The sequence below is a fragment of the Mucilaginibacter terrae genome (genome assembly GCF_031951985.1).
Classification (GTDB): domain Bacteria; phylum Bacteroidota; class Bacteroidia; order Sphingobacteriales; family Sphingobacteriaceae; genus Mucilaginibacter; species Mucilaginibacter terrae_A.
On sequence record NZ_JAVLVU010000001.1, the window covers coordinates 5,198,913 to 5,211,644 of the forward strand.

Below are 12,732 nucleotides of genomic sequence, written 5' to 3' on the forward strand. Positions count from 1 at the left end.
GCTTATTCAATCTACTCATCATGTTTAAATATACTTTTATAGCCCTTGCATTGGCCGCTATGTTCTTCTCCTCATGCGGACAAAAAATGAAGATGGTACAAACCGCCAAAACCGACTCGTTAGCCGTTGAAGCCGTTTGGAAACAATATGTAAGTGCATTAACCGCTAAGAATGCCAAACAGCTCACTAAATTATCATTAAAGCAGGTATACTGTCAGCCCTGCGCCATACAAACCGGTGGAGGGGATTTAGTTAACATTAATGATTTTGCTAAAACCATGTTTGCAAGCATTTACAAAACCCAGCTTTGGCAAGCCATAAAAGGCTCAAAGCATTTAATGGTAACCGAGCAGATCAAAAAATACAAACCCCTCAACCTCAATGTAACCGGCGACGCCTTGCTGGTGCACGATGTGTGGTACGTAACCAGCCAGCCCGATAAAATAAAAGGTTTTGAAAGCCAGCGTTATGCCTTTCAGTTTGTGAAAGATGGCGGGCAGTATAAGTTTTTTGGATTAACGGCGGTGAATTGAGCAACCTGTTGAATTTATCACAATGGGGGCTTTATTGAGCATAAACTGTCTTAATCAAAGTTTAAACTTATATTGCGGCTTCTACCAAAATTAACACACATGGCTTCCGGTTTTTTTGCAATTTTAGATGATATAGGTGCTTTAATGGACGATGTGGCCGTTACCACCAAACTGGCCGCACGTAAAACGGCAGGCATTTTGGGCGATGATTTGGCCGTTAATGCCGAGAAGGCCACAGGTTTTTTATCATCACGGGAGTTGCCGGTGTTGTGGGCCATTACCAAGGGCTCATTCATTAATAAATTGATCATAGTACCCATCGCCTTGCTGCTGAGCGCTTTTTATCCGCCGGCTATTAAGGTGATCTTGCTTTTAGGCGGATTTTACCTGGCTTACGAAGGCGTGGAGAAGATCGTCGAGTTCCTGTTTCATCGTGATAAAACCGGGCACGAGGTGGTTAAAGAAGCCGAACAAGATGATAAGGATGCAGAAAAAACGAAGGTCAAATCGGCCATTGCTACTGATTTTATTCTTTCTATCGAAATTGTAATTATAGCACTTGGCAGCGTTGCCAATGAAACTTTGATCAAGCAGATACTCACCGTTTCGGCAGTAGCTATTTTGGCTACAGTTGGTGTTTATGGTATTGTAGCATTAATTGTGCGCATGGACGATGCCGGGTTCAATCTCATTAAACGCTCTGGCGATAAGGGTTTTTTAGCGGGATTGGGCAAATTACTGGTTAAAGCCCTGCCCGTAATCATCAAAATTTTAGGTGTGGTAGGTACCGTTGCCTTGATACTGGTTGCCGGAGGTATATTTGTGCACAACATCGAATACCTGCACCACCTACTGGGAGGCCTACCCTCCATATTTGGCGAATTGGCCATGGGCATACTTGCCGGACTGGTTGCCATACCTGTAATGGCCGGTGGCAAGAAGCTGTTAGCGGCGGTTAAAGCATAAGGTTACATAATAGCCCCACGGTTCCCCTGAAAATGGGCCACTTTGATCTCGAACATTTTGGCAATGTTGTAGGCACGGCTCTTGGCTTCTTCGGCTTTTTCGCCGTTGAACAATTCATCTACAGTTTCGTTAAATAAAGCTTTCCAGCGTTCAAAATGTTCGTGCTTGACGGGCATGTTGGCATGCGGCGGAAAGGGGCGGCCGTGGTAAGTATGTTCATCAAGCAGCAGCGTTTGCCAAAAGTTGTACATCTTTTGCAGGTGCTCGGGCCAGCGGTCTTCAATACGTTTGTTGAAGATCGGGGATAGCAAATCGTCCTCGCGTATTTTTCCGTAAAAGGTATTTACGAGTAGTTTTACATCATCAAGGCTTAATATTTCCCGCTGTGCTTCCATCGGCACAAAATTAAACAAAACAGAGGTGCAAGCCTAACCCTACCAACAATCATTACATCATACAGATACTGATTACTGTTAGGTAAGCTTATGCTTTGCCATTTTGACTACGCAGTTTTAACTCCTCTTTAATTTTATTAAACGATGATAGTGCGGGCCAAACGCACATAAACGGTATTATAAATTGTACAAGTAACCCCGGTTTGGCCTTCAGGTAAATAAAGGTTAGCATCATGATAACCCATAAAACGGCAAACCCAATGAGTATACCTTTGAGTATTGAGCGCTTTTGGTGGAGTTCGGGCAAACTCATTTCTGATAATTTTTTGGTCATGCGGAGTGAGTGTTTTGCAAAGTTGTACAGCCTGTTGTTTTTAAGCACTACACTTTAGTGTAAATTTGCGATGAGCAAATGAAAGATAAAACACAATCGAGCCTGTTAACCCGTAGTAAAGTTAATAAACCCGAAACCGACCATACACAACAGCAACTTTATCTTGAAGCGGTAAAGGCTTTTGCACGGCTAACATACGAGAGTGTTTATGTGATCAACTACGAGGACATGTCGTTTGAGTACGTGTCACAAAATCCTTTGTTTTTGTGCGGGTATACGGCTGATGAGGTGCTGGCCATGGGTTACGATTTTTATTTTAAAAACGTAACCGAACCCGATTTACAGCTGCTTACTGTAATTAATAATGCCGGGTTCGATTTTTATGATAAGCTGCCCCCGGCCGATCGCAAGCTGTACAGCATTAGCTATGATTTTCATTTGGTAAATAAAGATGGCAACCGTACACTCGTTAACCACAAGCTTACGCCCTTGTTTTTAACGGCCGACCAAAAGATCTGGAAATCCATGTGTATCGTGTCTATATCGCACTATCAAACGGCAGGCAATGTATTTATACACAAGCAGGGGAGCGACAATACCTGGCAGCTTGACCTGACCACCGGCCTGTGGCGCAAAAACAGTAAACCCAAACTCAGCCAGCGCGAAACCGAAATTTTGCGCCTCCACGCCCAGGGCCTCACCATAAACCAAATAGCCGAAAAAATATTTATAGCCCCCGACACGGTAAAATATCACCGCCGCCGCATATTTGAGCAGTTAAATGTGAAGAATATGGTAGAAGCGTTGGGTTATGCGGTGAGTAGCAGGATTATTTGAGTGATTGCTTGTAAACAATAATTTACTGTTGCCGTTTGCGCTTTTTTGTATTTTGCAATACTAATTTTAACAAAAACAATTATGAAATATACACTTGCTTTATTTGCTGCGCTTAGTTGTGCATCATTATCACAAGCTCAAACCAAACCTGCTGCTGATGCCAATATGGTTTACAGTGTAGCTCAAAAAATGCCGGTTTTTCCGGGTGGCGAAAAAGCATTTGGACAGTACCTTAATAAAAACTTGCGCTATCCTAAAAAAGCCAAGGACAAGAAAATTCAGGGGAAAGTATTTGTGAGCATGATCATCGAAAAAGATGGCTCGGTAAAAAATGTACAGGTTGCACGTGGTACGTCCTCCCCCGAACTCAATGCCGAAGCCGTTCGCGTATTAGCCGTATCACCCAAATGGACTCCCGGTCAGCAAAACGGAAAGGTGGTTAGGGTGTATCAAATGGTGCCTATTGAGTTTAGTTTACTGTAAGATATTATATTTAGTGGCGTACTAAGACTGCGTGAGCGTTGTATGCCAATAAATCTAATATTCATAGTTTTCTTTTGACATATTTATCCAGCCAATCCAATAATCAACACCCTCTTTTCCAGCTCCGCTTGGGTCAGTAGTGAAAAAATGTGGTATCAAGTCGAATACTTGTTCAATATCATTCCGTGATAAAAAGTAAGTGAGGCACTCAAGCATTTTAGAGAAAGATGAAAATATAATAGGCCCCGATCCATTAAATTCTGCCTCATAACTTTGAAATCTGATTGGATATTCATCCTCCTCAACATACATCCTTCCATCAAATACTAAATAGCCGCCATCATTCCCCTCTGTAGCAAATGGATATATCTTTTCAGCGATTAAATGCTTAGAAACGTTGTTATCTACCAAATCTTTTAGCTCTTGTAATGGTTTTTCAGGGTTGGAAAAAGGTAATCTCACTATAGAGCAATCGCCATCTAAAAAATAATATGCTTGATGCCATTCTAAAAAACTTTTGGGTAAAACAACATCATACATTTGCATAAATTGTTGATATGTACTCAGCTTAATATTACCCTCAAGCGGTCTCCATTTGAACCAACCATTATCATCAGGAGTTGTCTCCATCATCGCATCAGGCACATCAGAAGTATACACCGATAAACGCGGAGACTGAGTTAAAAAAACTGAAAAAAAGGATGTTATGATGTTTTTATTATTCATAATATAATAATTCTTTAAATCAACTTAACTGCCCTGTGTTCCCGCAAACGTCCCGCTTGTGGTTATTAAGATATTGCCTAAAACTTGGAATAGGATTGATAAATTAAAAGCTTTAAAGTACTAAAAACGTATAAACCACAAGCGGGACGCTTGCGGTAGCGAGGTGTTTAATCTTTAATATCCCGAATAGTAACTGATGTGTCAGAATCATCCAAAACTGGCTGCCCATCTTCAAATTTCTCAATACCAATTAATTTGCCATTTACCCATATTGCCCCCCTAACCATATCTTCCATTCGCGAATACTTTTTTACAATATCTGTACTGTAAGAATTTCCTTTTAAATTAGTTCTTTCGGTTTCCCGGTAGAATACCATTAAATAATTAGCGTATCTTTTATAGTCAGATGCCTTATGTTTATTGATGTAATTGGATAAATATTTATCGAAATTTTTAGTATCGCGATAATCTTTAATTAAGAAAACATCCATTTTTGTAATAGATACTCTATTATTTTCTTTAGTTGTATCTAAATAGTTAAGTACCTTAAACGGAACTATTTTGAATATACTTTGCGATTGGCAACTGCATATAAAATATATTGAGCTGATTAACAGGATTAATTTTTTCATAGGTAGATTATTAAAAATGGCCTGTAATTAATTTTTTAACGTGTATTACCGTTTCAAATGGTCGATAATCTCTTTTGTGTTGAAGAATCCACCAGTCAGCAAATCCATAATGATATTTTTGATATGTTAATGCATCGATCTTGTCTAAACCAAAATGATCATGAATCGTAATGTCTAAAGTTGCCGACCAATAACCATTACCCATGCTCTCGCAAGCGTCCCGCTTGTGGTTGTTTTTATAAGGTTTCCAATTTGAAATAAGAATTGATTTTAAGTACTAAAAATGTGTAACCATAAGCGGGACGCTTGCGAGAGCGGGGAGAGTTGTTTCCATCATTTAATTGGGCACATCAGAATTGGACACCGCTAAGCGAAGTGACTGATTTAAAAATGCTTTAAAGAAGAGCTTTATAAGCTTTTATTACTATTCATTAATATGAGTAAAATAACTTTCATCTGCCATTCCTCTGTAGCAATTACCATAGAGCAGCTTATGATTATGCAACACCAGCCACTAGCTGAAATGATAGAATTAGTTTGATCGCAGCATTACTACATCATTTACTATTACCCCTTGCTTAGATAACTCTATTCTTATATAATCCCGCTGTTTTTCCGATAATCTCGAGCCATTCAAATCAAGATATTTAAGTAATTTTAGTCCTTTTAAAATAGCTAAATTTTTTTCAACATCAGCACTCCGGCTAAAGCACAATTCTAATGTAATCAACTGGTTAAGGTTAATAAAGTTGGCTGGTAAATTTTTTACGAAAAGATTTTCCAACCTAAGTTCCTTTAATGATTTGAGTTCAACAATTATATTAAAATGTTCAAAGTATATTCCATTTTCAGGTAGATCCTCACCTGAATTCCAAGAGGTATGAAATACTGTTTTAGAGTTATAAATATCTATTACCTTTTTCTTACCTAAAATCTCTAAAAAGGAATTCTTATTTTTCAATTCATCAATAAAGTTATCGTAAGTATCATAATAGAATTCGTTTTTTTGAAAATTTGATTGAGCCATACAAGTCACATTAAAGGTAAAACAAATAATTGAAAACAATATTTTCATAAGTTTTCAATCTTGTCCTTGATAGAATAAAAGGCATTATTAGATTCGATCCATAAATTTTCCTCTAATTTTAAAAAAACTGCTTGATCTCCGTTGCTGTTCCTCATACTTTTGATTCTATTAAGCAATGCTTCCACCTGTGAATGATATGAGGAATTATATAGATTGGTAAAACTTGTTTTGTCAAATACCAATACACCTGCGGTAACATTTCTAAAAAAGGCTCTCTCAATAGTTTGCTCTATACCTTCTTTAAACCCACCCCACAAATTGCTTGCAGTATTTGATGGATTGTAAGTTTTGACTTCATATGCAATAAAGCCAGTGTTAATTATTGAAAAACCCATATTCCTACTTAAACTATTTCTTCGAAGTTTTAATTTTTGGGCAATTGGGTTTCCAAATCTATCTGTATGATTTACAATCATAAAAGAATAACCATTCTCAACTTCAGTATATTTATGCTCTGTTAATAAATCTACATATATTTGATTTGTTGGATTGAAATTGTCAATCATTTTTGCATTTGCAAGCATTCGAGCCATTGAAATACTTGGAATACTCGCGACTCGTTTTGCAAAAATCCCCTCTCCAATTGCACCTATAGCTTTTCGATATCCATCACCTCCATCTAAACCTTTTGTTGTTAAATGTAAGTGCCGAATAGAGGTGTTGTTTGATTGCCTGAAAGCTGAATAAATATATTGATTAAAATTTTTTATAATCATTGAAACTGGATGATTGTCTGGGTAATCGTCTATAGGAGGATTACTAAAAGCATAATATTTTGTGTATTCATTTAATTGTTCAAAATAAGCATTCGTAAAATCAAGATTCTCTGGATTGAAATCTCCATTATTGATTATAATAGGATCAAGTCCATTTACATTTAACTCTAAAGGGATGGTCGATTCAATATCATGCTCTAAAAATATCTTTTTGAAAGCAATGAAATCAGTTGATGGGTTCTCCATCAAATAATCTACCGCCCAATTAATAAACTATATATTATCAGCTGTATATCCATTGTTTACCAAATAGTTAACAAGCTCGGTAGTTATAGCCAAGTTATTAGCCAAAAATGTTTGCTTGTTAATATCGGTAATATTAAGGCTGGTAATTAAAGAACCTGATAAGCTCGATTGAGTTACTTCTATACTTTCCCAATGCCCCGAATCTCCGGCAGTACATCCCCCGCCGGGGCCAGGTATTACTCCGCCTCCCGGTCCATCAACGCCACCATCGCCATTTCCCGGGTCGTTACTAACACATCCATCCGAACTATCAGGAACCCACTTTTGTATCCATATAGTTCCACCGCCATATGGGGCAGTTTGGTTGCTTATTCCTCCCGGTGTTACATTAATAGTTCCGTTAGTAGTTGATGGGTCGGCAGGTAAGCCGGTAGTGCCACTAAAAATATAATAAGATGCTTCGCCGCCACCACCTCCTCCCGAACCATCATCGCCAAATACGGCAGTAAAAAAATCACCCAATAATTGTATTATCGTTGCTATTGCACCTCCACCTCCAAAGCCACTATCCGGAGCACGGTAAGTGCATCCCAAGTCGCCCCCCATCCAATCGCCGCGATGTAGCCAACACCAAAAATGTGAAAATAAATCACCTAATGATGCAGTGCGGTATTTTGTATTTTGAGTTGCTTTGCTAAACTGACCAATATTCATTGATCCCCATTTTAGTAACTGTCCTTTTTCATATTTAAATGAGGTTACATTACCATCTTGAAAAGAGTAAGACATCAGGTTCCCGGAAAACTCTTTAGCCCCCGGATTTAAATCCTGCCATTTGTACGCCCAAACTTTGAGCTTACCGTTCTCTTTAGTAAAATATAGCGATGAATTTTCTGCTATGGATACCTGCACAACGTGCATCCAATTTATTACACGTTGTTGTGCAGTACCCATGTGTAGATCAGATCGCATGGAAGTGGGGAGATTTTGCTGTATCCAATCACTTATTTCGGCAGGTTTAATATGGTTTTTAGGATCAATATAATGCAGGAAACTATTAATGTCCTTTACTTCAGCACCTCCGTTATTTTGCATCCAATTCCGCCCGTCGTCTTTCCGACACGAATTGTTTAAAAGCAAAATAAGAATCAGATAAATAATCCCAAGGAATTTTGGTAAAGCAGAGAGACAAGTTTTCATAATGCGATAAGCGGTTTGTTATTGAAAGGTAATAATATTTTAGCAGAATTAAAATATTATAAATAACAATGCCTAATACTCTATTTTACAATATTCTAATACGCACCATCTTTTAAACAAAAAATCCCGTCCTCATGAGGACGGGATTGGGATTTAAAACTTAAGACCCTTTGAAGCTCTTGCAGCTTACCAGATCTTAATGCGGTCTTCGGGCTTTTTGTACATTTTGTTGCCCGGTTGTATGTTAAATGCTTTGTACCAGGCATCCATATTGGTTATAGGCGCGTTGGTGCGGAACTGTTCAGGTGAGTGTGGGTCGGTTAAAATCTGCTGCATTGAAGCCTCTGGGCGTTTTTTACCTCTCCAAACTTGTGCCCAAGATAAGAAAAATCGTTGGTCGGGTGTAAAGCCGTCAATTTTGGTGTTCGATTTACCTTGTTTGGTTTTTTTGAAGGCCTCGTATGCCACGTTCAAGCCACCTAAATCGGCCAGGTTTTCGCCTAAGGTTAATTTACCGTTTACGTGTACGGTATCTAACACGGTAAAGGCGTTGTACTGGTTTACCACTAAATCGGCACGGGTTTTAAACTTATCGGCATCGTCTTTTTTCCACCAGTCGCGCAGGGTGCCGTCGGCATCGTACTGGCGGCCCTGGTCGTCAAAACCGTGGGTCATTTCGTGACCTATTACTGCACCAATACCACCGTAGTTAATGGCATCATCGGCATTAAAATCAAAGAAAGGGAACTGCAAAATACCTGCAGGGAACACAATTTCGTTGTTTACCGGGCTGTAGTAAGCGTTAACGGTAGGAGGGGTCATTCCCCACTCGGTCTTGTCAACAGGCTTTCCTAAACGGCTCACCATGTCATTGTAGCTCCATACACCAATGCGGCGCAGGTTACCATAATAATCGTTACGGTCAATAGTTAAGCCGTTATAGGTTTCCCATTTATCGGTATAGCCAATTTTAACGGTAAAGGCGTTAAGTTTTTTAAGGGCGCGGGCTTTGGTGTCGGCTGTCATCCAGTCTAAACGCTGAATGCGCTCGCCCAAAGTAACTTTAAGGTTGTTTACCAAACCTACCATGTACTGCTTGGCGGCAGGGGTAAAGTATTTGGCCACATAAAGCTGACCCAGCAATTCGCCCAGGCTGCCATCAACCAAACCGGTCATACGCTCGTAACGTGGAGCCTGCACCTGCTGACCGCTTAATACGCTGCTGAATTTAAACTGGCTTTTAACAAATGGCGAGCTTAACGAACCTGCCGAACCGCGAAGGATTCCCCATTTCAAGTAAGTTTTCCAATCGGCAACCGGTATAGTACCCAAAAGGCCGTCGGCAGTGGTCATGAATGATGGCGATGAAACCAAAACCGAATCAGGGCTGCCCACTTTTAACTTAGGTAAAATTTCAACCCAGTTTAAGTGAGGCGTAGTTTTAGCTAATGCCGGGGTAGCAAATTTGTTGTAAGTTTTGTTAGGGTCGCGCATGGCCACACGGGTCATTTGTGCTTCGGCCAGTTTGCTCTCGATACCAAAAATTGTTTCGGCATTTTTGGCTGCGGTTTGCGCATCGGTACCGGTTAAGGTAAACAGCTCAACAATATATTGTTTGTAAGCATCCTGTATGCGTTTGGTGCGGGCATCGCTTTTTAAATAGTAATCACGATCGGGCAAACTGGTGCCACCCTGACCAAAACCTACGATGTATTTGGTTGGGTTTTTAGAATCCTGCCTTACACCAAAGCTAAACAGCGGACTGCCCAGCGCGTTGGCGCGCTCATGAACTATCTCATTAACCACGCCGTTAACATCGGCAATGGCATCAATGCGTTGCAAATCGGCCTGGATAGGGGTATAGCCACGTTTTTCGATAGCTACCGAATCCATACCGCTGGCGTATAGATCACCTACACGCTGCTCAATGCTGCCTTTAGGAGCACCGGTTTTGGCGCTGATTTCGGCAGTAATGGCTTGCAGTTTTTTCTTGTTGCCATCGTTAAGCATAATAAAGCTACCCCAGCGGGTTTCTTTAGCCGGAATTTCGTTGGCTTTTAACCAGCCACCGTTGGCGTACTCAAAAAAGTCGTCGCCTGGTTTAACCGACTTATCCATATTAGCCGGGTCGATAAATTTTTTAGGGGGATCGGCCTTAGCCTTTTTGTTTTTTCCACCATCGCCGGCCTGCACGTTTGCCGAAAAGCAAAGCGCTGCTGCGGCCAGCATCCAATTTCCAAAATTATATTTCATGCACTTAATCAAATAAGGTTTTAAAAGTAAGCATTTTAACCATTTATGCAAATGTAACCCTACGTAATTGTTACATGGCTAAGTATAAAATTTTGTTTGGGGATGATGAAAAGCGGCGTTCGGCAATATTATGTCAGTACTGACACCATCCTGTCAGTGTTCAAGGCACGTTCAAATGCTTTAGGAGTCGCGGGTGTTTAATTCATTTTGATGAAACACTAAATTGAACACCACGCAGAAACAAGGGAAAATCGAGTAATTGTGAGGTTACAAGAAGAAAAATCAAAACGACAGGGAAGGCTCATATACTAATTAAGCATTATTTTAAACTATGGCCTCAAAATTGTAGCTTTGTAACTGCTTAACTGCAACTGGCTACTGCCACTCTATAAAAATGGGGTCGACCGGAATTGACAGGATGGAGATAAGTAAGTAAGCATGCAGCGCGTTGTGTGAATTAGCGCTTAAATCTGAACGCTCAAACTTACAAATGGCGAAAATAACTACGCCTTAGCTGCCTAATTTAGAATTAGCATAGCTTTTGTCCCGCCGGTTTTCCGTTTCATCGGATCGGCAATCGGGGCATCGAAAGATGAAACTGGCTTGCTTAGGGTGTGATAAGCGGGCGAGATAAAGCACCTACGGAAGATGGTACAGGTGAGCAACTGACCTTCCCCTTCCCGACAATTTAACAGAGCTAAGCATGTAGAAAGCTTACCTTATACCATGTTTGGACGAGGGTTCGAATCCCTCCGGCTCCACTAAGTTCAGTATTAAAACAGACTAAAAGCCTGCAAATCAGATGATTGCAGGCTTTTGTTTTTTGGTTAAAAACTATATTATTCATCAATTCCCAATAAAAAGGAGCGTAATTCGGTGAGTAATTTTCATGAAAAAGCTACTCACCAAATCGACTTATCGTTTTGATAATCAAGATGTTCAAAAAATGAACATCTTGTATAGAATTAATTGCAAGCTTAATTTTGTTTCACTTTTAATGCTTAAAACATTATGAAAACTAATTTCAGCTTGCTTTTTTATTTAAAGAAGCCAAAGAACTATCAAGGAGGCTTTATGCCGATCTATCTCCGTATCACTGTTAACGGCCAACGTTCTGAAACGACTACATGCAGAGAATGCGACCCAACTAATTGGAACGGCATTGCCGGTCGCTTAAAGGGTACAAAAGAGGACACAAGGTCTTTTAACGCTTACCTGGACAACTTGCAGAAACAGGTTTATGAAGCTCACAGCCAATTAAGCGAAGCGCAAAGTTTGATAACTGCCGAAACCCTAAAAAATAAATTTTTAGGTAAAGATGAAAAAGTGAGAATGCTTATCGGCGTATTTAAAGACCATAACAAGAAGATCGGTGCTTTGGTTGGAAAAGAATACGCTGCCGGTACTTACGTACGTTATCAAACCTCTTTGAAACATACCCAGGACTTTCTGCAATGGAAATATAAAGTTTCAGATATTGATATTAAAAAAATTGACCACGACTTTATCACGAACTACGAATTTTACTTACGGACCGAACGTAATTGCGCAAACAACTCTGCTTTTAAATATATCAAGAACTTTAAAAAGGTTATCGGGATTTGTCTATCGAGCGGATGGTTAGATAAAGACCCTTTTGTCAACTATAAAATAAGAATCAAACAGGTTGATAGGGTTTTTCTTAACGAGGATGATTTGCAAAAAATGGCTGATAAGGTGTTTTCCACTGATCGACTGAACCAGGTCAGGGATATATTTCTTTTCTGTTGTTTTACAGGATTGGCCTACGCTGATGTCAGCAAACTGGGAAGAAATGAAATAACCAAAGGCCCTGACGGGGAAATTTGGATTTTTACCAAGCGGAAAAAAACAGACACACCAAGCAGAATTCCACTATTGCCACCAGCGTTAAGCTTAGTAAATAAGTATGCAGATAACCCGGTATGTATTAATTCCGGTAAAGCTTTTCCTGTATGTACAAACCAAAAAATGAACGCCTATTTAAAGGAGATAGCCGGTGTTTGTGAAATAAACAAGCAATTGACCTTCCATATAGCACGTCATACATTCGCTACTACTGTGACGCTATCAAATGGTGTTCCGATAGAAAGTGTGAGTAAAATGCTTGGTCACACAAATATTAAAACCACGCAACACTACGCTAAGATATTAGACTTAAAGGTTAGTCAGGACATGGCTATGCTTAAACAAAGATTAGCAAACAATTGAAATTTCAGAAAGCGGTATAGGTGGAGATTCTGATGAAAGTGACCATTCCATTCCGGGGCAAGCTGACCACCCATTCCGCGGCAAACTGACCAGGG

The 12,732-nt window shown here is 39.8% G+C and carries 14 protein-coding genes and 1 other RNA gene; 6 read left to right on the forward strand and 9 right to left on the reverse strand.

The window, feature by feature from the left end:
• Positions 1-20 precede the first annotated feature (20 nt).
• Together QE417_RS22305 and QE417_RS22310 are read left to right on the forward strand one after the other, a co-directional pair.
• Complete coding sequence (locus QE417_RS22305) at positions 21-533, forward strand: hypothetical protein (RefSeq protein WP_311953952.1); 513 nt, start codon at positions 21-23, stop codon at positions 531-533.
• A gap of 99 nt (positions 534-632) precedes the next feature.
• Positions 633-1,499 carry a DUF808 domain-containing protein gene (locus tag QE417_RS22310; RefSeq protein WP_311953954.1) on the forward strand — a complete coding sequence of 289 codons (867 nt, stop codon included), beginning with the start codon at positions 633-635 and terminating at the stop codon, positions 1,497-1,499.
• 2 nt (positions 1,500-1,501) lie between these two features.
• On the opposite strand, the gene QE417_RS22315 is transcribed toward QE417_RS22310, so the two are convergent.
• Both QE417_RS22315 and QE417_RS22320 read right to left on the reverse strand, forming a co-directional pair.
• Positions 1,502-1,894: a group III truncated hemoglobin gene (locus QE417_RS22315; protein WP_311953957.1), complete on the reverse strand. Its 393-nt coding sequence runs from the start codon at positions 1,892-1,894 to the stop codon at positions 1,502-1,504.
• A gap of 88 nt (positions 1,895-1,982) precedes the next feature.
• Complete coding sequence (locus QE417_RS22320; RefSeq protein WP_311953960.1) at positions 1,983-2,228, reverse strand: hypothetical protein; 246 nt, start codon at positions 2,226-2,228, stop codon at positions 1,983-1,985.
• Between the two features lie 78 nt (positions 2,229-2,306).
• On the opposite strand from QE417_RS22320, the gene QE417_RS22325 reads away from it, so the two are divergent.
• A complete protein-coding gene (locus QE417_RS22325; protein WP_311953963.1) occupies positions 2,307-3,065 on the forward strand; it encodes a response regulator transcription factor in 759 nt (252 codons plus the stop codon).
• 81 nt (positions 3,066-3,146) lie between these two features.
• Entirely contained in the window at positions 3,147-3,548 is a 402-nt protein-coding gene (locus tag QE417_RS22330; protein WP_311953965.1) for an energy transducer TonB, read from the forward strand.
• A 54-nt stretch (positions 3,549-3,602) separates the two neighbouring features.
• On the opposite strand, the gene QE417_RS22335 is transcribed toward QE417_RS22330, so the two are convergent.
• The 7 genes from QE417_RS22335 to QE417_RS22360 form a co-directional block, all read right to left on the reverse strand.
• Positions 3,603-4,274 carry a hypothetical protein gene (locus tag QE417_RS22335; RefSeq protein ID WP_311953966.1) on the reverse strand — a complete coding sequence of 224 codons (672 nt, stop codon included), beginning with the start codon at positions 4,272-4,274 and terminating at the stop codon, positions 3,603-3,605.
• 167 nt (positions 4,275-4,441) lie between these two features.
• Positions 4,442-4,906 carry a hypothetical protein gene (locus QE417_RS22340; RefSeq protein ID WP_311953969.1) on the reverse strand — a complete coding sequence of 155 codons (465 nt, stop codon included), beginning with the start codon at positions 4,904-4,906 and terminating at the stop codon, positions 4,442-4,444.
• 10 nt (positions 4,907-4,916) lie between these two features.
• Positions 4,917-5,111, reverse strand: coding sequence for a DUF3289 family protein (locus QE417_RS23715; protein ID WP_376717536.1), 195 nt, complete (start codon positions 5,109-5,111; stop codon positions 4,917-4,919).
• 327 nt (positions 5,112-5,438) lie between these two features.
• On the reverse strand, positions 5,439-5,933 hold the full coding sequence (locus QE417_RS22345) for a hypothetical protein (RefSeq protein WP_311953971.1): 495 nt from the start codon (positions 5,931-5,933) through the stop codon (positions 5,439-5,441).
• Between the two features lie 44 nt (positions 5,934-5,977).
• Positions 5,978-6,955 carry a hypothetical protein gene (locus QE417_RS22350; RefSeq protein WP_311953972.1) on the reverse strand — a complete coding sequence of 326 codons (978 nt, stop codon included), beginning with the start codon at positions 6,953-6,955 and terminating at the stop codon, positions 5,978-5,980.
• 27 nt (positions 6,956-6,982) lie between these two features.
• Positions 6,983-8,050 (reverse strand): hypothetical protein, encoded by a 1,068-nt coding sequence (locus QE417_RS22355; protein WP_311953974.1) that lies wholly within the window; start codon positions 8,048-8,050, stop codon positions 6,983-6,985.
• 291 nt (positions 8,051-8,341) lie between these two features.
• Complete coding sequence (locus QE417_RS22360; protein WP_311953975.1) at positions 8,342-10,408, reverse strand: M13 family metallopeptidase; 2,067 nt, start codon at positions 10,406-10,408, stop codon at positions 8,342-8,344.
• Positions 10,409-10,804: 396 nt separating this feature from the next.
• Here QE417_RS22360 and ssrA point away from each other — a divergent pair.
• Together ssrA and QE417_RS22370 are read left to right on the forward strand one after the other, a co-directional pair.
• Positions 10,805-11,172, forward strand: a transfer-messenger RNA (tmRNA) gene (ssrA, locus tag QE417_RS22365).
• Between the two features lie 247 nt (positions 11,173-11,419).
• Positions 11,420-12,637 carry a site-specific integrase gene (locus QE417_RS22370; protein ID WP_311953977.1) on the forward strand — a complete coding sequence of 406 codons (1,218 nt, stop codon included), beginning with the start codon at positions 11,420-11,422 and terminating at the stop codon, positions 12,635-12,637.
• The last annotated feature ends 95 nt before the right edge of the window (positions 12,638-12,732 follow it).

Excerpts from the sequence above, each read along its gene's own strand:
- QE417_RS22305 (WP_311953952.1), top strand. The coding sequence starts at position 21 with ATGTTTAAATATACTTTTATAGCCCTTGCATTGGCCGCTATGTTCTTC.
- QE417_RS22310 (WP_311953954.1), top strand. The coding sequence starts at position 633 with ATGGCTTCCGGTTTTTTTGCAATTTTAGATGATATAGGTGCTTTAATG.
- QE417_RS22315 (WP_311953957.1), bottom strand. The coding sequence starts at position 1,894 with ATGGAAGCACAGCGGGAAATATTAAGCCTTGATGATGTAAAACTACTC.
- QE417_RS22320 (WP_311953960.1), bottom strand. The coding sequence starts at position 2,228 with ATGACCAAAAAATTATCAGAAATGAGTTTGCCCGAACTCCACCAAAAG.
- QE417_RS22325 (WP_311953963.1), top strand. The coding sequence starts at position 2,307 with ATGAAAGATAAAACACAATCGAGCCTGTTAACCCGTAGTAAAGTTAAT.
- QE417_RS22330 (WP_311953965.1), top strand. The coding sequence starts at position 3,147 with ATGAAATATACACTTGCTTTATTTGCTGCGCTTAGTTGTGCATCATTA.
- QE417_RS22335 (WP_311953966.1), bottom strand. The coding sequence starts at position 4,274 with ATGAATAATAAAAACATCATAACATCCTTTTTTTCAGTTTTTTTAACT.
- QE417_RS22340 (WP_311953969.1), bottom strand. The coding sequence starts at position 4,906 with ATGAAAAAATTAATCCTGTTAATCAGCTCAATATATTTTATATGCAGT.
- QE417_RS23715 (WP_376717536.1), bottom strand. The coding sequence starts at position 5,111 with ATGGGTAATGGTTATTGGTCGGCAACTTTAGACATTACGATTCATGAT.
- QE417_RS22345 (WP_311953971.1), bottom strand. The coding sequence starts at position 5,933 with ATGGCTCAATCAAATTTTCAAAAAAACGAATTCTATTATGATACTTAC.
- QE417_RS22350 (WP_311953972.1), bottom strand. The coding sequence starts at position 6,955 with ATGGAGAACCCATCAACTGATTTCATTGCTTTCAAAAAGATATTTTTA.
- QE417_RS22355 (WP_311953974.1), bottom strand. The coding sequence starts at position 8,050 with ATGCAAAATAACGGAGGTGCTGAAGTAAAGGACATTAATAGTTTCCTG.
- QE417_RS22360 (WP_311953975.1), bottom strand. The coding sequence starts at position 10,408 with ATGAAATATAATTTTGGAAATTGGATGCTGGCCGCAGCAGCGCTTTGC.
- QE417_RS22370 (WP_311953977.1), top strand. The coding sequence starts at position 11,420 with ATGAAAACTAATTTCAGCTTGCTTTTTTATTTAAAGAAGCCAAAGAAC.